The sequence below is a fragment of the Tardiphaga sp. 866_E4_N1_4 genome (genome assembly GCF_052076075.1).
GTDB lineage: Bacteria > Pseudomonadota > Alphaproteobacteria > Rhizobiales > Xanthobacteraceae > Tardiphaga > Tardiphaga robiniae.
The window spans coordinates 4,046,396-4,069,124 of the sequence record NZ_CP197242.1 but is presented as its reverse complement, the minus strand read 5'-3'; the positions used below and the strand labels follow the sequence as shown (position 1 = coordinate 4,069,124).

The following is a 22,729-nucleotide window of genomic DNA, read 5'->3' as shown; positions in this document are numbered from 1 at the left end:
GCGCCGGTGAAAATATTCGTCGCAGACAGGATCCCGTTCATCCGCGTGCAAGCCTTAGTTTGCCGTATAGACCAGTTCGCGATCCCCGCGCGCCGGCAGGAATTCGCGCGAGAATACTTCCTTCGGGGTCGGGGTGCGCTTCAAGTCGTAACCTTCGACGACCATGCCGATGGCACGGGTCATGCGGTCATCCTTGATGTCGCCGACGCCGATTTCTTTCATCTCGGGCGAGACCATCAGTTTGTCGAAGGAATATTGCAGGCGGCGCTTCTCGACGGGAACATCGACCAGATTGTCGAAGGCGACGACCCAAGCCATGCCGGCGTTCTGATCCTTGGCGACGGCGATGTTAGCCTTGTTGATCGCGCGGACCAGACCGGCAACGGCCTTCGGATTCGACGCCAGCAGCTTCTGCGATACCATCACGCCGTTCGAATACAGATCGAGGCCGAATTCACCGAACGAGAACCACTTGTAGTCCTTTTCCGGATCCTGACGGTTCAGGACGAGGTTGAAGTAGCTGGTGATGTTGAACACCAGCGCGGCGTCGATATCGCCCTTGATCAGCATCGGCTCCTGCAGATTGGGAGCCATATTGGTGACCTTGATCTTGTCGGCCGCGAGGCCGTTCTTCTGGATGAAGACAGGCAACAGACGCGTCGTCGGCGTGCCCTGCGCGCCGCCGAGCGTGTGGCCTTCGAAATCCTTGATCGTTTTGATGCCGCTGGTGTTCTTGGTGACGATCGAGAAGGGAGGCTGGTTCCACATCATATAGACCATCACCGGCGCGTCCTGTGGGCGCGTCGAGGAGTTCTGGATGATGGCATTGACGTCGCCGAAGCCGGCATCCCAGGCGCCGGACATGATACGGGTCACGGTCGCGCCCGAGCCTTCACCCTGATCGATGACAACGTTCAGGCCCTCTTCCTTGAAGTAGCCCTTGTCCTTGGCATAGAAGAACGCCGCGTCACTGCCCTGGGTTTTCCAGCCCAGCGTGAACTTGATGGTCGTCTCTTGAGCGAAGGCGGAGCCTGTGAGCAGGACGCTGCCGACTGCGAGGGCGGTCAATCTCTTCAACATGACATTCTCCTGGTTGATGTGGGTGGATTAGGTCGCAACGAGATCGTTCTTGCGCGTGGCCCAGCCGGTCACACGCGCTTCGATCAGAGAGAAAATGACGTAGAGCGCCACGCCGAGGATCGCGAGAATGAACAGGCAGGCGAACACCAGCGGGACGTTGAAGTTCGACGATGCGCTCATCATCACATTGCCGATGCCGCGATTCGACGCGACGGTCTCGGCCAGCACGGCGCCGACAAAGGCGTAGCTGACCGCGACTTTCAGCGAGGCAAAGAAGAACGGCATGGTGCGCGGCAGGCCGACATTCCAGAGAATGTCCATCTTGCTGGCGCCGAGTGCCTTCAACACGTCTTCCAGCTCCGGTTCGGTGGTCGCGAGGCCGGTCGCGATATTGACGACGATGGGGAAGAAGCAGATCGACAGCGCGGTAAGAATCGCAGGCACGGAGCCCGAGCCGAACCACAACACGAAGATTGGCACGACGGCGACTTTTGGAATCGACGAGAAGCCGACCAGCAGCGGATAGGCGGTGTCATAGGCGACTTTCGAGACGCCGATGACCGCGCCCAGCACGACGCCGAGGCCGACGCCAAGGACGAAGCCCGCCATAGTCGTGCCGAGGGTCTGTAGAATATGCGGCCACAGGATCGGGAAGCGCGCGATCAGCGTCGCAATGATTTCCGTCGGACGCGGAAGAACCAGATCCGACACGCCCGACATGGCGCAAAATAATTGCCATCCGACGAAGAAGATGACGATCAGTCCGAACGACCAGAGTTTTTGACGCAGGCCTACACTCATGACCTATGCCTCCTGCGCTTCGGGAGCGTTGCTCCGGGCGTTGACGATGAGTTCACGCAGGCGCTGATTGAGTGCGACGAAATCAGGCTCGAAAGTCATGGGGACGGTGCGTGGGCGCGGGAAGTCCACCGGGCTGTCGTCGAGGATGCGGCCCGGTCGTGCGCTCATCACGCAGATGCGGCTGGCCAGGAAGCCGGCTTCGCGGAGGTCATGCGTGACCAGCAGCACCGTCGGTTTGTGTTGCAGCCAGAGGCTCTGCAGAATCGACCAGAGTTCTTCCTTGGTGAACTGGTCGAGCGCGCCGAACGGCTCGTCGAGCAGCAGCATGCGCGGCTCGTGGATCAGTGCTCGACACAGATTGGCCCGCTGCAGCATGCCGCCGGACAACTGCCAGGGATATTTGTTGCCGAAATCCTTGAGGCCGACCTGGGCCAGCAATGCATGGGCCTTGTCGCGAAATTCGCCTTTGCGCTTCTGCCGATACTCGGACCGGAACGGCTCGACGATCTTGAGCGGCAACATGATGTTCCGCTCGATGGTCAGCCAGGGCAGCATGGTCGGGTTCTGGAACGCCATCCCAATCCGCAACGCCTTGGCGGCGACCTCACGCCCGCCGACGATGACGACGCCGGTGGTGGGGCGGAGCAGATTGCTGACGAGCTTGAGGATCGTCGACTTGCCGCAGCCGGAGGGGCCGACAAGGGCAAGAAATTCGCCATCGGGGATGATAAGGTTCGTCTCCGCAAGCGCCGGCGTGGCGGTCGGGCCGCGGCCGAACGTTACCGAGGTTGCGGACAGCTCAACGGCGGTCGGTCTGCGTTGGCCCTCGGTGGGCCCATTTTCTTGCATACTTGTCATGGCGATAAGTGCATGCAATTGGGGTGCCACTTGAGTCCAAGGCGAAACGTTGTCATTTTACGTTCGCTCGCCATTCCCTGAGGAATTATTGGGCAGTCACTCTCCTCGATTGCATGCACTTCGGGCACGGCCCGGAATGCCCAAATCGCGACAGGTTAGATCTGAATGCCAGAAGCGCCGAATTCAAAAGACAAGGTTGGGATGATCTGCCGAGCGCTGCGGCGGGCGATCATCGAGCAGGCTCTGGAACCCGGCGCCAAGCTTCCCGAGGACTCCTTGGGTGAGCGCTTCGGCGTTAGCCGCACCATTGCGCGCTATGCACTCGGGCAACTGGCGTCCGAGGGGCTTGTGGAGCTTCGCCGGAATCGCATCGCGGTGGTGGTGACGCCGAGCTGGCAGGATGCGCGCGACATCTTTGACATCCGGATGGATCTCGAACGGCTGATCGTCCGAAAGATCGCCGGCAAGCTCAGCAGCAGCCAGATCGCGCGCCTCAAGGCGCATGTCGAGGCGGAGCGCGAGGCGCATGACGGGCCGAACGCCGTGTCCATTCGCCTGGCGACTGAATTTCACATCATGCTGGCGTCGATGACCAACAGCCCGGTGCTGGTCCGCTATGTCAGCGAGATCGCCTATCGCTGCTGTCTGACACTGTCGCTGTTCAGCAGGCCGCATTCGTCGGAATGCGGCATCAGCGAGCACATCGCGATCATCGAAGCGCTGCAGGATGGCGATGCCAACAAGGCGATGTCGCTGATGCATTCGCATCTGGACTCGGTCGCCAACCGCGCGCTGGTGGAGCCGACCCCGGCGCGGGGCCGGGATCTGCTCGACGTGCTGGCTCCCTATACCGAGGAAGCGACCTGAAGGCGTCGCGGCGTCTATTGCAGCCGACGCAGCAGAAATTCGTAGAATTTCGGATTGTCCGCCCGCGACACATTGATCCTGATCGCGCGCGCTAGCGGGCTGTTCTTGTCGAGGCAGAACAGGCTTCCCGGCGCGATGAAGATGCTGTCCTTCGCGCCTTCGCGCGCCAGCGCCATGTCGTCGATTCCGTCCGGCAGCAGCAGATACAGGTAATAGCCCGTGCGGGCGTCGGCATAGAGCCGATGTCCGCCGCGGATGAGATTGGCGCGCACCTGCATCATCGCGGCTTCACCCCGCTGTCCCAGCCGCTTCAGGTGCCGATCATAGTGGCCGTCCGCGAGCAGTCGGTGTAGCAGCCGCTCCACATGTCCTGAACTGTTGACGGTGGTAAGCATCTTCAATTCGGCCAGTGTCGCGATGCGGTCGCTGCGGGCCGCAATGAAGCCCGATCGCAGGCTCGCCGACAGCGTCTTCGAGAAGGTTCCGATCGAGATCACATTGTTCAGCTGATCGAGCGTCGCCAGCCGGCTGTTCGCCGCCATCGGCAGATCGGCAAACGGGTCGTCCTCGACGATCACGAGGTTCGATCGCATCGCCGTCTGAAGCACCGCATGCGCCACGGGCAGCGTGATCGATCCTCCGGTCGGATTGTGGCCAAGCGACTGCGTGAAAAACAGCTTCGGCCGCTCCGACTGGATCTTTGCGGCGAGGTCGTCGACATCCGGCCCATCCGCCAGGCGGCGAACGCCGACGATGCGAACCTGCGCCAGCGTGAGCTTTGCGAACAGAGGATAATAGCCGGGCTCGTCCACCAGCACTGTATCGCCAGGCGACAGCATCGCGCGGATGATCAGGTCGAGCGCGTGATTGGCTCCGAATGTGAGCAGAAGCCCGTCTTCCTTCACCGCGATTTGCTGGGCCTGCAGCCGCAATGCGATCTGTTGTCGGAGCGGCAGGAATCCGAGCGCGGAGCCATAGGCGTCAGCGGCGGCCGGCAGGATCCGTCCGGTCCCGCTCAGATGGCGCTTGATCTCCGATTGCTCCGTCCACGACGCCGGCGGCCGTCCGTCGCCGACGCGGATCTCGAAATTCTGCGAGAGCTGGGCACTTAGCAGCGATGCGATGTCGACGGCTTCGCTCACGTGTTTCGGTCGCCCGCCATCATCGCCGCGATAGATGACCACGAAACCGGAGCCTGCCTTTGCTGCGACGAGATTGCCAAGCACCAGTCGGTCATAGGCTTCGACCACGGTGTTCTTCGACACGCCAAATTCCCCGGCGGCTTTTCTGATCGAGGGCAGGCGGTTGCCTTCCGGCAATGCGCCGGAGAGGATTTGCACACGCAACCGGCCGGCCAAAGTCTCGGCCAGCGTTGTACTGCGGTCGGACGGCTCACGAGAAGCGGTCAAGCAATGCCTCCAGGTGCAGTGCTGGACGGTCCATCGGAACCGTACCTTTCTCCAAGAGCGACAAGATTGAATTCAATCGTCCAGTCTCATGTCTTCGCGCAGATGGACCTGGTCTGCGTTCCATTTGCACGGAAGAATGCTGCATCCGCGAATACAGAGGTCATATCGCCATGGGTACAGTCTAGGACAATATTTCAGAACTGTCTCTTTCGGACGTCATCCGCGGATGCCTAACGTGCCGCCAACAGAAGACCCTGTGTGTGGGAGGCGCCGCTATGGCCGGTTCGAAGTCGGGCGAACAGCCCGGAAAGATCAATTCGCGTTTGGAAAATCTGCGCAATCTCGCGCCTGCCGAAAGGCTGGGCCGTGTGATCGACGCGACCTCGCTCGGTGATACCGAGCGCGCGGCCTTCGGCCCCGGTGCGCTGCCGCTCGAACTCGCCAATGGCATGATCGAGAATGTTATCGGCACGTTTGAACTGCCGGTCGGTATCGCCACCAATTTCACCGTGAACGGCCGTGACTACCTGATTCCGATGGCGGTCGAGGAGCCGTCGGTGGTGGCCGCGGCGTCCTATATGGCGCGCATCGTTCGCAAATGCGGCGGTTTCCAGACCTCAAGCTCCGCGCCGATCATGCGTGCGCAGGTGCAGGTGCTAGGCGTGACCGACGTGCACGGCGCCCGTGCGCGCGTGCTACGCGAGCGCGATGCCATCCTTGAGGCGGCCAATACCAAAGACAAGGTGCTGATCTCGCTCGGCGGCGGCTGCCGCGACGTCGAGGTGCATGTGTTCGAAAACACGTCGGTAGGGCCGATGATGGCCGTGCATCTCATCGTCGACGTGCGCGATGCCATGGGCGCGAACACCGTCAACACGATGGCGGAGACGGTCGCGCCGCTGATCGAGAAGATCACCGGCGGCATCGTGCGTCTGCGCATCCTGTCGAACTATGCCGATCTGCGCATTTCCCGCGCCATGGTGTCCGTGACGCCGGAGGCGTTGAAGACCGAGGAATATGATGGTGAGCGCATCGCCCGCGGCATCGTCGAGGCCTGCGCGTTTGCGATCGTCGATCCCTACCGCGCCGCGACCCACAACAAGGGCATCATGAATGGTATCGATCCCATCGTGGTCGCCACCGGCAATGACTGGCGCGCCATCGAGGCCGGCGCCCATGTTTGGGCCTCGCGCTCCGGCCGCTACACCTCGCTCACCAATTGGGAAATCGATGGCAGGGGCAATCTCGTCGGCACCATTGAGATGCCGATGGCGCTCGGCCTCGTCGGCGGTGCCACCAAGACCCATCCCGCCGCGCGAGCGGCCCTGAAGATACTTGGCGTGCAGAGTGCGCAGGAACTGGCGGAAGTCGCCGTTGCCGTCGGTCTGGCGCAGAACATGGGTGCGCTTCGTGCGCTGGCCACCGAAGGCATCCAGAAGGGGCACATGGCACTGCATGCGCGCAACATCGCTATCGTCGCCGGCGCCACCGGTGACGAGATCGAGATGGTCGCCGTCGCGCTCGCCGCCAATCACGACGTGCGTGTTGATCGCGCCAAGGAAGTTCTCGAGAAGCTGCGTTCGTAAAAGTGGAGGCCTTCTAAGGCCACTTTGTGCAACGCAACTTCGTGCAGGCATCACGCCTGCACGGCCGGCGGGTATGAAAATGTATCTTCGATACTCATGCTCTTGTACGAAAACCATGCGTGCCGATGTTGTCGGCGGACATTCGTATGGACTGGGAGGATGATGTGAACACAGCAGAAAAGATAGGTGGGCTCAAGGAGCGCAACGGTCCTCTCAAGGGCGTGACGGTGCTTGACATCACGCGTGTTGTCGCAGGTCCATTCTGCTCGATGTTGTTCGCAGACCTGGGTGCCACCGTGATCAAGGTGGAGCATCCCGGAGAGCCGGATTATGCGCGGACCTTTCCACCCTTCGTCGGCAACGACGATGAGCAGCTCAGCGCCTTCTTCACTCAGTTCAACCGCAACAAGAGGGGCATCACGCTCAATCTCAAATCCGAGGATGGCAAGGCCCTGCTGAAGAAGTTGGTGCAGAAGGCCGACATCCTCGTTGAGAACTTCCGTCCCGGCACGATGGACAAGCTTGGCCTCAGCTACGAGGTGCTGCGCGAACTCAATCCCAGGCTCGTCTACACCGCTATCAGTGGCTTCGGTCGCACAGGTCCAAATTCATCCAAGCCGGCCTATGACAATACGGGGCAGGCGGCCGGCGGCCTGTGGTCGATGAACGGCTATGCCGATCTGCCGCCGGTGCGCGTCGGCACGATCATCGGCGACCTCGCCGCTTCCCTCTATGCGGCTATCGGAACGCTCGCAGCATTGCGAGAGGCGGAGAAGACCGGCGTCGGTCAGGTGGTCGATGTATCTCAGCAAGACTCCGTGCTGACACTGACCGAGAACGCCGTGGTCCGTTACACCGCGCAGAAAGAGGTCGCCTCGCCACTGGGCAACGATCATCCGTTCGTTCGGCCCTATGGCCAGTTTCCCTGCAAGGACGGCTACGTTTTCTTCGGCGGCTACACCGACAAGTTCTGGGCGATTACCTGCGCGCTGTTCGGCGAGCCGGAACAGGCCAAAGATCCTGCTATCGATACGATGGAGAAGCGGTTCGATCACGCGGTGGCAGAGACCAGGGTCAAGCCGCTGCTGGAACGCTGGTTCGCGAACTACACCAAGGCCGAACTCGAGGAGATGGCGGGCGACAAGATCCCGCTCAGCGCCATCAAGACCATCGCCGAAGTGGTGGAAGACCCGCACATCGCTGCGCGTAACATGATCGTCGACGTTCCGATCGCCGGAAAGCTGATCGGCATGTTCGGTCTGCCGATCAAGCTATCCGGTGCGGGACAGATGTCGTTCGAAAAAGCGCCGCTACCTGGCGAGGACAATGCAGAGGTTCTCTCCCGGCTGGCGGATGTCACGGCGGCCGAGCTGGCGCGTCTCAAGGCGTCGGGAGCGATCTGATGGCGATTGATTTCACCAAGGACGGTCACGTCGCAACGGTTCGGATCAACCGGCCGGACAAGATGAATGCGCTGACGCTCGCCATGTATGACGACCTCGGCCGCGCATTCCACGCCATCAAGGATGACGATGAGATCCGGGCCGTGGTGCTGACCGGTGCGGGCGATCGCGCCTTCTGCGTCGGTGCTGACCTCCGGGAGTCTATTCCTGCACTTGCGGCGGACACGATCGACATCTCTGCCTGGGATCCGGCCCACATCAAGTTTCCCGGATTCTATAAGCCGGTCATCAGCGCCATTCGCGGCATGTGCATGGGCGGCGGGTTCGAGATCATGCTGGCGACGGACATCCGGATCGCGGCGCGCGACGCTGTCTTTCAACTGCCCGAACCGAAGCACGGTTTCGTGCCGGCGGGAGGCACGCTCGTGCGCCTGGTCCGGCAGATCGGCTACGCGCATGCCATGGAGATCATGCTGACGGCGGAGCGCTTTTCCGCGGATGACATGCTTGCCAAAGGCGTCGTCAACCGGGTTGCCGATTCCGATCAAGTCGAACTGCTGGCCTATGAGATGGCAGCCAGGATTGCGGCACTGAGTCCGATCGCCATCCAGACCATCAAGGAAGCGGCGCTGACGCTTCAAGATCTGCCGCTAGCAGAAGCATTTCGCGTGGAGGCCGCACTCGGTCAGCGCACCTTCACGAGTGCGGATGCCAAGCGTGGCCTGGCTGTGTTTGCGAACAGAGGAAACGGGAAGTGACGATGCGATAGGTCCCTGGAGAGATCGCGCGTTGCAGGCATATTGAAAAATCAAGAACGTAAAAGGGGTGGAGGATATGAGACGATCTGAACTGGGTGCATGCTTTACGACGGCGATTGCCAGCGTTTTTCTTTGCACCGCTTCTGCTGCGGCGCAGAACGCACAGGTCTCGGATGGCGTCGTCCGTGTCGGCGTCATCGAGGATATGTCGGGCGTCTATGCCGACATTACCGGCAAGGGTGCCGTGACTGCGGCGCAGATGGCGGTGGAGGATTTCGGCGGCAAGGTCCTCGGCATGCCGATCGAAGTCGTATTCGCAGATCACCAGAACAAGCCCGATATTGCCGCCAACGCTGCACGCAAATGGTTTGATACCGACAAGGTCGATGCCATTCTCGACGTTGCGTCGTCGTCGCCTGCTTTGGCCGTCCTTGAAATCGCCAAGGAGAAGAAGAAGATCATCACGCTGAGCTCGCCGGGATCGACCCGGATCACGAACGAGGTGTGTGGACCCTATGTGGTTCATTGGGCCTATGACACATTCGCGATCGCGAACAGCACAGGTAAGGCGCTAGTCAGCCAGGGTTTCGATACCTGGTATTTCGTGACGGCGGACTATGCGTTCGGTCAAGGCCTCGAGAAGGACACTGGCGATGTCGTCAAGGCATCGGGCGGCAAGGTCGCCGGTGCAACGAAACACCCGGTCGGGACCGCGGACTTCGCCTCCGTCCTACTGCAGGCACAGTCGTCCAAGGCCAAGGTTGTGGCTCTCGCCAATGCCGGCGGCGACACCATTAACTCGATCAAGCAGGCGGCAGAGTTCGGCTTGACAGCAGGCGGCCAGAAGCTCTCGGCGCTGGCGGGATTTATCAACGACGTTCACGGTCTCGGATTGAAAGAGGCTCAGGGGCTGACGATCACCGAGGCGTCGTATTGGGACATGAACGACGAGACGCGGAAGTGGTCGAAGCGCTTCTACGGGAAGGTGAACGCCATGCCGAACATGCTTCAGACCGGCACATATTCATCGGTACTGCATTATCTGAAAGCCGTGCAGGCCGCCGGCACCGACAGCACCGAAGAGGTGATGAAGAAGATGCGTGAACTGCCCGTCGATGACGTGTTCTACAAGAACGGCAAGATCCGCGAAGATGGTCGTATGGTCCACGACATGTATCTGTTCGAGGTGAAGAAGCCGAATGAGTCCAAGGCACCATGGGACTATTACAAACTGCTCGCCACGGTACCCGCCGATCAGGCGTTTCAGCCGTTGGCGCAGTCGCGCTGCCCGCTGGTGAAGAAGTAGGATAAACGCAAAAAGGCCCGCCAGAATGGCGGGCCTTTTCAGTTTTATCTCTGGGGTGCGATACGCTTACACGTCCACATTCGCGCTGAGCGAATTGTCTTGAATGAATTCGCGGCGCGGTTCGACCACATCGCCCATCAGCTTGGTGAAGATGTCGTCGGCCTCGTCGACTTCCTTGACCCGGACTTGCAGCAGCGAACGCTCATTGGTGTCGAGCGTGGTTTCCCAGAGCTGGCCGGGGTTCATCTCGCCCAGACCTTTGTAGCGCTGCAGAGCCACACCTTTGCGGCCGGCGTCGGTCACAGCCTCGAACAGCGAGACGGGGCCGTGGATCGGGAATTCGATGTCCTTGCGGCGCAGGACGCCGGATTTCGGATAGGCTTCCTGGAGGCTGCCGGCATATTCGTCGAGCTTGCGCGCATCGGCCGAGCCGAGCAGGGCGTCGTCGATGAAGGAGACGTCCTTCACACCGCGAATCGTGCGCTCGAAGAAGAAGCCCTGGCCTTCGCGGAATTCACCGATCCAGCCACGCTCGACTTCGTCGGCCAGCGCGTCCAGCCGCTTGGCGATGTAGTCGGCAGCGGCATTGGCGGTGGCGAGATCAGCGGTGACCCGCGGATTGAGCACGCCAGCGATTGCAGCCTGCTCGACGACTTTGCGATTATAGCGCGAGTGCAGATTGTTGAGCGTGCCGCGGATGATGCGAGCATCTTCCACCAGCGCCAGCAGATCACGGCCTGTGCGATCCTCGCCCGAAGCGAGCTTGAAGATGCAGTCGTCGAGACCGGTATCGATCAGGTAATCTTCCAGCGCCCGCTCGTCCTTGAGGTATTGCTCGGACTTGCCGCGCGTCACTTTGTAAAGCGGCGGCTGCGCGATGTAGAGATAGCCGCCTTCGATCAGCGTCGGCATCTGGCGGAAGAAGAACGTCAGCAGCAGCGTGCGGATATGCGCGCCATCGACGTCGGCGTCCGTCATCAGGATGATCTTGTGATAACGCAGTTTCGACAGGTCGAAGTCGTCGCGGCCGATGCCGGTGCCGAGCGCCGTGATCAGCGTGCCGATCTGTTCGGAGCCGAGCATCTTGTCGAAGCGCGCGCGCTCGACATTGAGGATCTTGCCGCGCAGCGGCAGCACGGCTTGGAATTCGCGGTTGCGGCCCTGTTTCGCAGAGCCGCCTGCCGAGTCACCCTCGACGATGAATAGTTCGGACTTGGCGGGATCGCGCTCCTGGCAGTCGGCCAGCTTGCCGGGCAGGGAGGCGATATCCAGCGCGCCCTTGCGCCGGGTCAGTTCGCGGGCCTTGCGGGCGGCTTCGCGGGCAGCGCCGGCCTCGATCACCTTGCTGACGATGATCTTGGCTTCAGTCGGATGTTCCTCGAACCACGAGGCGAGGGCTTCGTTGAGAACGTTCTCGACCACTGGACGCACTTCCGAGGACACCAGCTTGTCCTTGGTCTGCGATGAAAATTTCGGATCGGGCACTTTCACCGACAGCACGGCAGTGAGACCTTCGCGGCAATCGTCGCCGGTCAGGGCGATCTTTTCTTTCTTGGCGACAACTTCGGCATAGCCGTTGACCTGACGCGTCAGCGCGCCACGGAAACCGGCCAGATGGGTACCACCGTCGCGCTGCGGGATGTTGTTGGTAAAACACAGCACGTTCTCGTGGTAGCTGTCGTTCCACCACATCGCGACTTCGACACTGATGCCGCTCTGTTCGGCGCGCATTACGATCGGCGTCGGCACCATCGCCTTCTTGTTGCGGTCGAGATATTTGACGAATTCCTCGACGCCGCCCTCATACATCATGTTCTCGGTCTTCTCGACCGGATGACGCAGATCCGACAATCTGATGTTGACGCCGGAATTCAGGAAGGCGAGCTCGCGCAGACGATGTTCGAGTGTCGCGAAATCATATTCGAGTGTCGTGAATGTTTCCGCCGAGGCATAGAATGTCACTTCGGTGCCGCGCCTGCCATTGGCATCGCCGACCACCGAGAGCGGCGCCACCGCGTCGCCATGGGCGAATTCGATGCGGTGCTCTTTGTCGTTGCGCCAGACGCGAAGGATCAGCTTGCTCGACAGCGCGTTGACGACGGACACGCCGACGCCATGCAGACCGCCGGATACCTTGTAGGAGTTCTGGTCGAATTTTCCGCCGGCGTGGAGCTGGGTCATGATGACCTCGGCTGCCGAAATGCCTTCGCCCTTGTGAATGTCCACGGGAATGCCGCGACCGTCGTCGCGCACCGTCACCGAGCCATCGGCATTCAGAATAACTTCGACGGCGCTGGCGTGACCCGCAAGCGCTTCGTCGATCGCGTTGTCGACGACTTCGTAGACCATGTGATGCAGGCCCGAACCATCGTCCGTATCGCCGATATACATGCCCGGGCGCTTGCGGACGGCGTCGAGTCCCTTCAGGACCCGGATCGATTCCGCACCGTATTCGATGGGAATGGCATGCTCAGTGTCGGCGATGGGTTGCCGGGCTGGTTCAGTCATGTAGGGGCCTTCGAAGGTGTGCCGAATCAGCGCGGAAAACGGCGTCTGAATCGCTCTATTTGTGCCACGAAAGGCGCATTGCGCCTAGCGCAAAGTAACGCGCAGCAAGCTATTGAATAAATAGGTTTTTTTGGCGTCATTTCAAGCCGATTTGAGGTCGTTTTCGTAGCCTGATTTCGCGCTTGTTCCGGGCGTCGAAATGCGCGGCTTGCGTGCATCCGAGAGGCTATTTTTCGGCCAATCCCGCAGCCGGTTTGGCGGGGGTCTCCTTCAGGCCGCGCCGGGCGATCAAATGCGCGGCCAGCACAACCGGCTCCAGCAACACCATCCCGAACAGAATGCCAAACAGGCGGTCATAGCCGGGCTCCAGGGCGGCATTGGCGTAGTTGTCAGGCACCAGCACCACGAGGAAGGCCAAAGTGAATTGCAGGCCCGCATAACTCATGGAGGGCGGGCCATTTTCGATGTGACGGCCGATCATGACGCCGAGCGCGAGTCCGATGGTCATCAGGACGGGCGAATGTTGGCTGACCAGCAGGATTGCGCTGGCCAGCAGACCGCCCGCGAGACAGCCGACCAGCCGGTTCATCATGCGCGAGGAAACCGGGCTGAGCACGCCCTCCGCCAGCGAGGCGGCGGGCACCAGCATGACCGCGAAGATCGTGATGCTGGATTGGCTGAGCGACGGGATGCCGAGCCACTGCCAGGCCCACGGGATCAGCGCCAATGCAATGCCGCCGACCAGAGCGTGACGCGCCACCGTGGTGTGCCATTGCCGCGTCGGCTGGTCGACCGGCTTGGCGCGCAGATTGTTGTCCGGATTCGGTAGCGCGCGCCGCACTGTCCAGGTCGAGATCGCACTGACGATGACGCAAGCGGTGGTACCGGCCAGCACTTCGAGCACGCGCGTCGAGGCAAAGCGCAGGATCGGCTCGCGCGCATGCTCCATGCCTTCGATCAGCACCATCAGGAAAGTGAGGCCGGTGAATAGCCAGGCATAGGCGCGGCGGCCGACGATGGCGAAATAGAGGGTGATGCTGCCACCGATCAGAAGACCGAGACTCAGCAACACCTGCTGGCGCAGCAGCAAAGGCGCAGCGGCAAGTGCGAGTCCTGCGCCAGCAAGCGTCCCAATCACGCGGAGGATGCCGCGCGTAAAACTTTCGGCGACATGCGAGCGCATTACCATGTATCCGGAGAACGCGGCCCAGCCGACATTCTCCGCGCCGATGGCGTGCGACAAGACGATCGCCAGCAGCACCGAACAGATGCATTCGGCCTCGTCGATCATGCGCGGTCCGGGAATCGGAAGCGAACGCATTTCGGTTCCGAACGCGCGTGCGATCCGCGACAGATGAATGGCCAAAAATACCAGCATGGCCAGATATTTATGCTGTCGAACGTGGTCTACAACGGACGATTTCTCATGGCCCAATGCAGTGGCGGACGCGCGCGCTGGCGCGCTTGCACGTTTTGTCCTTAGTAGAGCTGCAGCGGGAGGATATCCCGACCGTCAGGGCCAACCATCAGGCCCCAGCTGTCGTTGGCCGCCACCTTGATCGTGCTGTCATGCGCGGGCTTGCCCGCGGCCTTGATCGTGACCTTGTAGGCGCCGGGCGGCAGTTCCATCGTCGGCCCGTTCGGGTTTTGCGGTCCGCCCGCGCCGGGCGCGACCTTGATCGTCTTGTTATTGACGCTGACCGACACTTCCGCGTCACCCATATTGCCGAACAGCAGCCGAACCTTGCCCAGTGCAGGCAGGATGCCCGCCTTCGTCGCTTCTGCGGGATGGCGCACTACCAGACTGACCGCGGTCTCGTCGTTGCGGCGTTCCAGCTTCAGCATGGCCGGCCCATCGGGGGCCTTGAAGGCGAGCGTGGCGCTGTCCGGCTTGATGACAGCGCTCTTCGTGTCTTCCTGCCACTGTCGCTGCGTGAGTTCGCGTCGGTAGAACGCCAGAACGGAGTCCAGTCCCGCAGGCACAGATGCACTCAACTCATGTCTGAACGGCGCGCCGCCTGGCAGCCCTGAAGTACCCAGCGATCGCAACGTCCGCTGCTTCGGCGTGGGATAATCGGTGTCGCCATCGGACTCGAGAACCTGTTCGGCGCTCTTGGCGTTGCCCGTGGTGGTGGTGTTGGCAACGACCGCGACAGGCACGCCCTTCAGGCCCGAGCCTGTCGCCGTGACATTGACCTTCGGGCCCATCTGCATCGCCGTCATTGAGATGCTCTGCTTGGCCTTGCTGAAATTCAACACCACCATATTGGGATTGTTGATGACTGACGGCGTGCTCTTCCAGCCGAGCGTTTTCAATCCGCTGCGGTAAAAATCTGCCAGCGCGCTGACACTTGATGAGCTGGTGAATGCGAGTCTGCCATCGGCGCCGTCGAAGTCGATCTCGCTGGCGGTGTCGGGCACGGGAATCGGTGTGCTCGAACCGTCCATCGCGCGCAACGCAGTTTCCGGCCCACGAGCGGCTTGTGCCGCTGCGCGCTTCGCATCCGCTTCGGCAATAGCTGCTTGCCCGAACGCGAGTGCATCCTTGATAAAGCGGTCGTCTGCTTCCTTTTTGGCCTTCGCGCGCGCTGCGATCACAGATGGCAGAACTTGTATGTCGATCTGCACGGTGGTCAGGTCGTATTTGCGACCGATCTGCATCGTTGCCGTCTCTTCCGGCGATGTGAATGCGAGCGAGGCGCGATCGGCAGTGACGACGGTGTCCTTGCTCTGTTCGACCCAGCCCTTCTTGCCGAGTTCGCGGCGATAGAAGGCCAGCACCGGGCCAAGTTCAGCCGGGATCAGCGCATGCGCTTCACGCTTGATGGAATCCGCGCTGCCCGTGGTTCCTGCGGATTTAATGCGTTCCGGTCGCGGCAGGCCTGCGGATTCAGGGCCCGCTGCGAGATCTTGCGGAAGCGCGAAGGGCGCAACGCGAATTTCGACGCTGGTCTTGTTATCGGTGCTCCGCTGCAAGGTCAGCATCACCGGCAATTGCCGCGTGTTGCCGTCACGAGAAAAATAGACGCGCACGCCATTCGCGATCGTCTCGTCGATCTTCGCATCCGGCCAACGCGCCTCGGCTGCGCCCGCGGACAGCGGCGACCAGCCCAATGTAGCGAGTTCTTTCTGAAAGAAGGCGAGCGTCGCATCAACGGTTTCAGCCGTCGTGCATCCAAGATACGGCCGCCGTTCGTCATAGACGATATCGGTCGCGCGATCGGGGAAAGGCAGGTTCACTTCCAGGCGCTGCGAGCTGTAGCTGACGCCCGACCGATCGGTTCTACTGCCGTCGCTCATAAAAGAGGCCGACACACCCTGCGCACCCTTCTTGTACCAGCGACTGCGATCTGATCCCTCGAGTGGCGGCGTGTAGGCGATCCAGCCATCGGCTGCGAGTAATTTTCCGGTGTTGGCAATGGTGTCCGCGACGTTGCCTGCGCCGAAATAGCTGACGCTGAGATTGGGGTATTTGGTGGCTTCAGGCCGGGCCATCGCGCCTTCGATATGCGGCAGCGTTCTCACATCCACCAGGCCGTCTTCCGCACGGCAGGCCAGCGAGCCGCCGGCGATGGCGGTGCTGACGAGCAGGGCCAACAGGCAGTGTCTGGCCGGGAGCTGTATCCCGCGCTTGCTTGAAAACATCACTGAAAGCCTCCGGCGTTTGCTTGCGTGCATGCAAAAGCGCTGCCCACAAGGGCAGCGACATCATTTGCGCGGGGCACTTAGAGTGAGTTGTAGGAGGTATTGCTTTGGTTCAACCGGCCGGCTGGCGCCGCGCGATATGCCCATTGGCGACGTCGAAAATGTCGCCGGATGGGCCGATATCTGCGAAAGCAACAGGATCGGCGCCGGTCATCCAAACCTGGGCGCCCAATTTCGAGAGTTCGCCGAACAGCGACTTGCGCCGATCAGGGTCGAGATGGGCGACGACTTCGTCAAGTAACAGGAGCGGCGTGATACCGGTCATCTCCGCGACCAGGGTGGCGTGGGCGAGGATGAGCCCGATCAACAGGGCCTTCTGTTCGCCAGTGGAGGCATCGTGCGCCGGCATGTTTTTCGGCGCATAGATCACCTGCAGATCGGTGAGATGCGGGCCGTCGAGCGTGCGGCCGGCGGCGGCATCACGCGGGCGACCATCGCGCAAGATCTGGCGATAGCGATCTTCGACCGCTGTGGCCGGTTCATTGACCAGCGCATTCTCCATCCAGCCGTCGAGCATGATGAGTGCGGATGGAAAGGCCGATGCTTCGCCGCGCACGCGGAGCATCTCTGCGAGCCGCATTGCAGTCTGGCCGCGTGTCGCGGCAACGGCGACCGCGAGTTCAGCGGTCTCGCGCTCGATGGCATCGAGCCAGTGGGCATCGCCGTTCCGGTCTTCGAGCAAGCGGTTGCGCGAACGCAGGCTACGCTCGAGTGCAGAGACGCGACCGGAGTGATCCTTGTCGATGGCCAGTACGAGGCGGTCGAAGAAGCGCCGGCGTTCGGAGGCGGCGCCCATGAACAGCTGGTCCATGGCTGGCGTCAGCCACACCATGCGCAGGTGATCGCCGAATGCGGTGGCAGAGCCTACCGGCTCACGGTCGATACGACAGCGACGACTGGTGGACGCACCTTCTGCCGCGGGGGCATCGATGCCGGTGCCGAGTGTGGCGAGACCAACCTCACCCTCGACAGTCGCCGACACGGCCCAGGAGCCGTCGCCTTCGTTATTCGCAACGTCTTCGAGCGTCGCGCGGCGCAGGCCGCGGCCGGGCGACAGAAACGAGATCGCTTCGATGCAATTTGTTTTGCCGGCGCCGTTCGGGCCGACGAGGGCGACCATGTCCGCCGACGTCTCCAGCGACGCCGCGCGATAGCTGCGGAAATTGGTGAGCAACAGGCGATGGATGCGGGAGGCGGTCATTCGTGAATATGGGACTCAGCTAAAGTCGTCGCAACGCGCCGCGCCAATCTCCGTCGTCATCCCCGCCTAGTGCGCCGAAGGCGCATGCGGGGCGGGGATCCATAACCACGGCCGGCACAATTAAAACGGCAGAGTCGTCGCTACCTGGCTGCAACTAGTTCTTCGGAGGCTATGGGTCCCCGCTTTCGCGGGGACGACACCTGAAGAAACTCACACCCGCATCGGCATCAGCACATAGAGCGCACCCTTGGCGTCCTTGTCCTGCACCAGCGTCGGCGAACCGGGATCGGCAAGGCGCAGCACGGCGACTTCGCCTTCGATCTGGGCGGCGATGTCGAGCAGATAGCGCGAGTTGAAGCCGATATCGAGCGCGTCGGAGGCGTATTCGACCTCAAGCTCTTCGGTCGCACTGCCCGAGTCCGGATTGGTCACGGACAGCACCAGCTTGCCCGCGGACAGCGCAAGTTTCACGGCGCGGCCGCGCTCGCTGGAGATTGTCGAGACGCGGTCGACCGCATTCTCGAAATCCTTCTTGTCGATCACCAGTTCCTTGTCGTTGTTCTGCGGGATCACGCGGCCATAGTCGGGGAAGGTGCCGTCGATCAGTTTCGAGGTCAGAACCACATTGCCGAGCGTGAAGCGGATCTTGCCCTGCGACAGCTCGATGGTGATCTCGGCTTCCAGATCCTCGATCAGGCGCTGCACTTCACCGACCGTCTTGCGCGGCACGATGACGCCCGGCATGCCCTCGGCGCCCTTGGGCAGCTTGAGGTCGATCTGTGCCAGACGATGACCGTCGGTGGCGACGGCACGCAGGGTCGCCGCGGTCGCGGTGCCGGCGGCGTGGAGATAGATGCCGTTGAGATAATAGCGGGTCTCTTCGGTGGAGATCGCAAACTGCGTGCGGTCGATCAGGCGCTTGACGTCGGAGGCGGGCAGCGCAAACGAGTGCGTCATTTCGCCGGCGGCGAGATCCGGGAAATCATTCTCCGGAAGCGTCTGCAGCGTGAAGCGCGAACGTCCAGCGCGGATCGCCATCACCGAGCGATCGCCATCGGCTTCGAGCACGATCTGCGAGCCATCCGGCAGTTTGCGGACGATGTCGTAAAACATATGCGCGGGCACGGTGGTGGAACCGGCGGTGCCGACTTCGGCGGCCAGGGTTTCCGTGACTTCAAGGTCGAGGTCGGTGGCCTTTAGCGACAGCCGGGCATTTTCGGCGCGGATCAGCACGTTTCCCAGGATCGGAATCGTGTTGCGGCGCTCGACCACGCGATGCACGTGGCTCAGCGACTTCAGGAGTTGCGCGCGTTCGACGGTGACCTTCATAACAAAACCCGCCCGATTCAATCCGGTGTCGTGTGGAAATGCCTGGCGGCCCGAATGGGCGCCGCGGCGATGACACCCGCAAGCTCGATCAAGTGGATTTTGCTCAATCCCGCGGGGGACCGCAAGGTGGCGTGGATGGCCGGGAAGCGCAAGAGAGATGCGCTTCCGGCCCCCAATGTTTTGACGGTTAACACCCTCGTCCTGCCCCGGCGCACGCTTTGGCGCGTCGGGGGCGGGGACGCTTTTACTCCTGCAGTTGGCGCTTCAGCGTCTCGACCTCATCCTGCAGGGCCACGTCCTTGCCGACCAGCGCCTCGATCTTGCGTACGGCATGCAGAACCGTGGTGTGATCGCGGCCACCGAAGCGGCGGCCGATTTCCGGCAGCGAGCGCAGCGTCAGGGTCTTGGCCAGATACATCGCAACCTGACGGGGGCGCACGACATTGGCGGTGCGGCGCGACGACAGGAGGTCGGACCGGCTGACATTGTACTGACGCGCGACGACACGCTGGATGTCCTCGATCTTGATCCGCTTCGGCTCCTGCGGGCGGATCAGGTCGCGCACTTCGCGTTCGGCCATTTCCAGCGTCACCGGCGTGGCGTTCAGCTTCGAATGCGCCAGCAGGCGGTTGATTGCGCCTTCGAGATCGCGGCCATTATGGGTAATGGTGCGGGCCAGATAGTCGAGCACCGGATCCGGCACGTCGAACGAGGCGTGATGCGCGCGAGCGGCGGCAACGCGCGATCTCAGGATGCCCAAGCGCAGCTCTTCGCCGAGCGAGCTCATTTCGACGACGAGACCGCCGGCGAGGCGCGAACGCACGCGTTCGTCGAGGCTTTCCAGATCCGACGGCGGACGATCAGCGGCGATCACCACCTGGCGGCCGGCATCGATCAGCGCATTCAGTGTGTGACAGAATTCGGCCTGCGTGGTCTTGCCCTGCAGGAACTGCATGTCGTCGATCACCAGCACGTCGATGCCGCGTAGCGCTTCCTTGAAGGCGAGCGCCGTTTGCGTCTTCAGCGCAGCGACGAAGCCGTACATGAACTTCTCGGCGGTGAGATACAGCACCTTGCGGTCGGGGCCGGAATTGCCAGCCCAGGTCACGGCCTGCAACAGATGGGTCTTGCCGAGGCCGACGCCGGCATGGATGTAAAGCGGGTTGAACATCACCGGATCGCCGCGGCGACCTTCGGCGACCTGACGCGCGGCAGCATGGGCCAACGTGTTGGCGCGGCCGAGCACGAAGCTCGCAAAAGTCAGGCGCGGATCGAGCGGCGAGCCGCCGAGTGCTTCATGGCTTGCTGACACCGGCGCGGTGGCTGTGGCACGGAGTTCGGGCGCGGGACGGTTGTTGAACGTCTCCGTGCGGCGCGCTTCGGTCGGCGCTGCGGCTTCCTTGTTGGCGGGCGCAACGTTGCGCATCGCCGAACGCACGGTGAGATCGACGCGATGAACTTGCGGCATCTCGGCCTGCCAGGCGTTCAGCACGCGCTCGGCGTAGTGGGCCTGGATCCAGCTCTTCAGGAATCGGGTGGGTACCGAAAGATGGACGCTGTCGTCCTGCACGCTTTCGAGATCCATCCGCGCGAACCAGCTGGAGTAAACGTCTTCGCCAACCGTCGACCGCAGCCGACCTTTCACGCGAGACCAGTGATCCTGTTCCATATTAGCCATTGTCAGAGAACTTTTCAGATAGAGTGAGTGTCCGGCACAACGCTGCCGATGAATGTCCGCGTATGGAGACGCGGTGCGACCTCGTGTGACGCGTCGTCTTCGGGCACAGCTCCGCCAACGGCCATCCGGCCGAGGTCAGATCAGTGATGTCGAAGAGGACCTCGTCGCGAGGTCAGCGCGTACTGGAGGGTCTGTCGGGAACGTGGGCGGAGGTGTGGATCGCCGTATCTGAACGAGACGCAGATCGCGGTCGCTGGAATGCTGTCGTGGTCGATTTGCGCATAAAGCCTCCCCCGCTCACCGCGGTCGCTCGCGGCAAGATGTCAGTTCACATGTGGTTCAAAGTCAGTCCGCAACGCTGAACATCGAAACTCGTTCAGTCGCATTCCCGTATCGTCGTCTTGCCCGCTCGCCTGCCCGCTTACTTCCGCACCGTCAGCTTTGCTGGTTGCGATTGGCCGGTGCGCATTTCTTTTCAAAGCATCCGGATGGATACCCGAGAAATTTCGACACAGAACAACCCTTCCCATATTGCTATGGGCTGCGATCCGATCAAAGCTTGGAAGGTGTCGCTAACCTGAAGACCGTCGCTGATCCTAAGGTCCGTCCTGGTTCTTAAATCGCTCTGATCTGAAGAACCGCGGGCGCCGCGAGTGATTAAAGAAATACAGCACGCCCGGTTTCTCGCAACGGAATCATTTTTCAGGTGCCCCGCAAAAGCCTCACTTGCGCAGCCCGGAACACGTCGTGATTTTTTTGACGATGCGTCAAGGTTTTGAATCAACGCGCTGAATCGTAATGTGACAGTGCCGTTGCAGATTCGATCCAGCGAAAAAAGAAATTCATAATTCATTTACGAATGAAGGGGCGGAGTCCGCGTTTTCAAACTGGTCCGCTTCGCTATGCCGATAAGTGATTAGAGCCGCGCGTTTTTTTCTGTGCGTTGAGTCAGGGTAACCCTAGACATCGGACTCGCGCTGGCGGCGTGGCGCTGTTGCTTTTTCAGAATCACGCTGACGCAAGCGATAACGCGGATTGGCACTCGGTGTGATGCGTTGTGCGTTCCGGCTGTGCCGTTGAAGAGACATGACGAGACGCGCATCGCGCAGGCGCGCGGCGGTCTTTGCGCTTCATCAGAATTTGTGACGCGATAGCGCGAACGCATTGCGGCATAAAAAAAGCCCGGCGTGAAGCCGGGCTTTTTGGAAAGAATGTTGTCGTCAGATTACTGCGCGAGCTTCGCGATCTGATGGACGAGACGCGAGACCTTGCGGCTTGCGAGATTCTTGTGAACGAGGTTGCGCTGAGCAGCCTTCATCAGTTCGGGCTCGGCGAGCTTCATCGCCTTCAGCGCCGCTTCGCGGTCGCCGCTCTTGATCGCCGCCTCGACGGTGCGGACTGCACCGCGCATCTGGGTGCGGCGGGACTTGTTGACGATGGTGCGGCGGGCAATCTTGCGCGTCGCCTTCTTGGCGGAGGTCGTATTGGCCATATCTCACTATCCTTCAGCAGCGTCCCGTCTCGGGCGCCGGGCTGATTGACGTCTGCCGCTCGACTGCGGCCAACGCTGATCTGTTTCCGGGGTGTTCCTGAAAATGCTATCCCCGGAGCGGCAAAGCTCACGCGTTTCGAAACTCACGGGGCGCGCCGCTCAAAGAACAGCGGCGGCGGGATTGCGCCCACCGCCATTGGCGCTCCTTATAGAGTGCCCGATTTCCACCGTCAACGCCTTCCGGCTGCGCCTTTAGACGAAAAACAGCCGCAGAGTGGCGGTTAAGTTGCTGATGAGGTTGAATTTCTCGGATTTGCCCGGTATTGCCGGGGGTGAGAGCGATGAGGGGATTCGGATGATCCGCGGGTTTTTCCGCCTGATAGGGCTGTTATTGCTGGCCGGTGGGTTCGTGTTCCTGGTCTATGATGGGGCGCGCTCGATTGCCGATCAGGCGCTGCGGCTGACCCGGCTCGGGGAGTTCTGGAACGACATCAACCAGGCCAGCCAGCGTTCCTTCCAGGCGATGGTCGATGCCAATGCGCCGTTCCTCAGCGGGCTTCTCAAATTGCTGCTCAACCAGCCGGCCTGGGCCGTCATGGGCGTGCTCGGCATCGTGCTGATGCTGTTGTTTCGGCCAAGCAAGCCGTTGATCGGCTATTCGCGGAATTGAACGGCGCTCGACGACGTAACACACCTGCCGTTTCCCTCGTAGATACCTATATTGCCACCTGAGATACGCCGCGCGGCA

General features: G+C 61.5%; 17 protein-coding genes. 6 read left to right on the top strand and 11 right to left on the bottom strand.

The features are described from left to right. Nucleotides 1-54 precede the first annotated feature (54 nt). Genes AB8B20_RS19680 through AB8B20_RS19670 form a run of 3 tightly spaced genes read right to left on the bottom strand, consistent with a single transcriptional unit; the run spans nt 55 to nt 2,739 of the window. Nucleotides 55-1,080: an ABC transporter substrate-binding protein gene (locus AB8B20_RS19680; protein WP_439074235.1), complete on the bottom strand. Its 1,026-nt coding sequence runs from the start codon at nt 1,078-1,080 to the stop codon at nt 55-57. A 27-nt stretch (nt 1,081-1,107) separates the two neighbouring features. Continuing rightward, nucleotides 1,108-1,881, bottom strand: coding sequence for an ABC transporter permease (locus tag AB8B20_RS19675; RefSeq protein ID WP_068729960.1), 774 nt, complete (start codon nt 1,879-1,881; stop codon nt 1,108-1,110). A gap of 3 nt (nt 1,882-1,884) precedes the next feature. Next, the gene (locus AB8B20_RS19670) at nt 1,885-2,739 is read right to left on the bottom strand and encodes an ABC transporter ATP-binding protein (protein WP_439074236.1); all 855 of its coding nucleotides are present in this window, start codon (nt 2,737-2,739) and stop codon (nt 1,885-1,887) included. A gap of 165 nt (nt 2,740-2,904) precedes the next feature. Here AB8B20_RS19670 and AB8B20_RS19665 point away from each other — a divergent pair, with 165 nt between their 5' ends. Next, complete coding sequence (locus AB8B20_RS19665; protein ID WP_439074237.1) at nt 2,905-3,606, top strand: GntR family transcriptional regulator; 702 nt, start codon at nt 2,905-2,907, stop codon at nt 3,604-3,606. Nucleotides 3,607-3,620: 14 nt separating this feature from the next. Here AB8B20_RS19665 and AB8B20_RS19660 read toward each other — a convergent pair whose 3' ends face one another. Continuing rightward, complete coding sequence (locus tag AB8B20_RS19660) at nt 3,621-5,015, bottom strand: PLP-dependent aminotransferase family protein (protein ID WP_439074238.1); 1,395 nt, start codon at nt 5,013-5,015, stop codon at nt 3,621-3,623. Between the two features lie 275 nt (nt 5,016-5,290). Here AB8B20_RS19660 and AB8B20_RS19655 point away from each other — a divergent pair, with 275 nt between their 5' ends. The 4 genes from AB8B20_RS19655 to AB8B20_RS19640 all read left to right on the top strand — a co-directional run bounded on the left by AB8B20_RS19655 (nt 5,291) and on the right by AB8B20_RS19640 (nt 10,068). Then, the gene (locus AB8B20_RS19655) at nt 5,291-6,601 is read left to right on the top strand and encodes a hydroxymethylglutaryl-CoA reductase, degradative (protein ID WP_439074239.1); all 1,311 of its coding nucleotides are present in this window, start codon (nt 5,291-5,293) and stop codon (nt 6,599-6,601) included. Nucleotides 6,602-6,765: 164 nt separating this feature from the next. After that, nucleotides 6,766-8,004, top strand: a complete 1,239-nt coding sequence (locus AB8B20_RS19650) for a CaiB/BaiF CoA transferase family protein (protein ID WP_439074240.1) — start codon at nt 6,766-6,768, stop codon at nt 8,002-8,004. Beyond that, on the top strand, nt 8,004-8,762 hold the full coding sequence (locus AB8B20_RS19645) for an enoyl-CoA hydratase/isomerase family protein (RefSeq protein WP_175369229.1): 759 nt from the start codon (nt 8,004-8,006) through the stop codon (nt 8,760-8,762). The genes AB8B20_RS19650 and AB8B20_RS19645 overlap by 1 nt, the downstream gene beginning before the upstream one ends. 76 nt (nt 8,763-8,838) lie before the next feature. Further along, nucleotides 8,839-10,068, top strand: a complete 1,230-nt coding sequence (locus AB8B20_RS19640) for an ABC transporter substrate-binding protein (RefSeq protein ID WP_175369228.1) — start codon at nt 8,839-8,841, stop codon at nt 10,066-10,068. A gap of 66 nt (nt 10,069-10,134) precedes the next feature. On the opposite strand, the gene gyrB is transcribed toward AB8B20_RS19640, so the two are convergent. The 7 genes from gyrB to rpsT form a co-directional block, all read right to left on the bottom strand. After that, nucleotides 10,135-12,576, bottom strand: a complete 2,442-nt coding sequence (gene gyrB / locus AB8B20_RS19635; protein WP_089263407.1) for a DNA topoisomerase (ATP-hydrolyzing) subunit B — start codon at nt 12,574-12,576, stop codon at nt 10,135-10,137. Nucleotides 12,577-12,802: 226 nt separating this feature from the next. Further along, complete coding sequence (locus AB8B20_RS19630) at nt 12,803-13,897, bottom strand: FUSC family protein (protein ID WP_439074241.1); 1,095 nt, start codon at nt 13,895-13,897, stop codon at nt 12,803-12,805. A 158-nt stretch (nt 13,898-14,055) separates the two neighbouring features. Further along, nucleotides 14,056-16,224, bottom strand: a complete 2,169-nt coding sequence (locus tag AB8B20_RS19625; protein ID WP_439074242.1) for a hypothetical protein — start codon at nt 16,222-16,224, stop codon at nt 14,056-14,058. A 109-nt stretch (nt 16,225-16,333) separates the two neighbouring features. Beyond that, complete coding sequence (gene recF, locus AB8B20_RS19620; RefSeq protein ID WP_439074243.1) at nt 16,334-17,482, bottom strand: DNA replication/repair protein RecF; 1,149 nt, start codon at nt 17,480-17,482, stop codon at nt 16,334-16,336. A 210-nt stretch (nt 17,483-17,692) separates the two neighbouring features. Beyond that, nucleotides 17,693-18,811, bottom strand: a complete 1,119-nt coding sequence (dnaN, locus tag AB8B20_RS19615) for a DNA polymerase III subunit beta (protein ID WP_439074244.1) — start codon at nt 18,809-18,811, stop codon at nt 17,693-17,695. Nucleotides 18,812-19,055: 244 nt separating this feature from the next. Beyond that, nucleotides 19,056-20,489 (bottom strand): chromosomal replication initiator protein DnaA, encoded by a 1,434-nt coding sequence (dnaA, locus tag AB8B20_RS19610; RefSeq protein ID WP_439074245.1) that lies wholly within the window; start codon nt 20,487-20,489, stop codon nt 19,056-19,058. Between the two features lie 1,225 nt (nt 20,490-21,714). Continuing rightward, nucleotides 21,715-21,981: a 30S ribosomal protein S20 gene (gene rpsT, locus AB8B20_RS19605; RefSeq protein WP_068729934.1), complete on the bottom strand. Its 267-nt coding sequence runs from the start codon at nt 21,979-21,981 to the stop codon at nt 21,715-21,717. Nucleotides 21,982-22,336: 355 nt separating this feature from the next. On the opposite strand from rpsT, the gene AB8B20_RS19600 reads away from it, so the two are divergent. Next, nucleotides 22,337-22,651 carry a hypothetical protein gene (locus tag AB8B20_RS19600; RefSeq protein WP_068729932.1) on the top strand — a complete coding sequence of 105 codons (315 nt, stop codon included), beginning with the start codon at nt 22,337-22,339 and terminating at the stop codon, nt 22,649-22,651. The last annotated feature ends 78 nt before the right edge of the window (nt 22,652-22,729 follow it).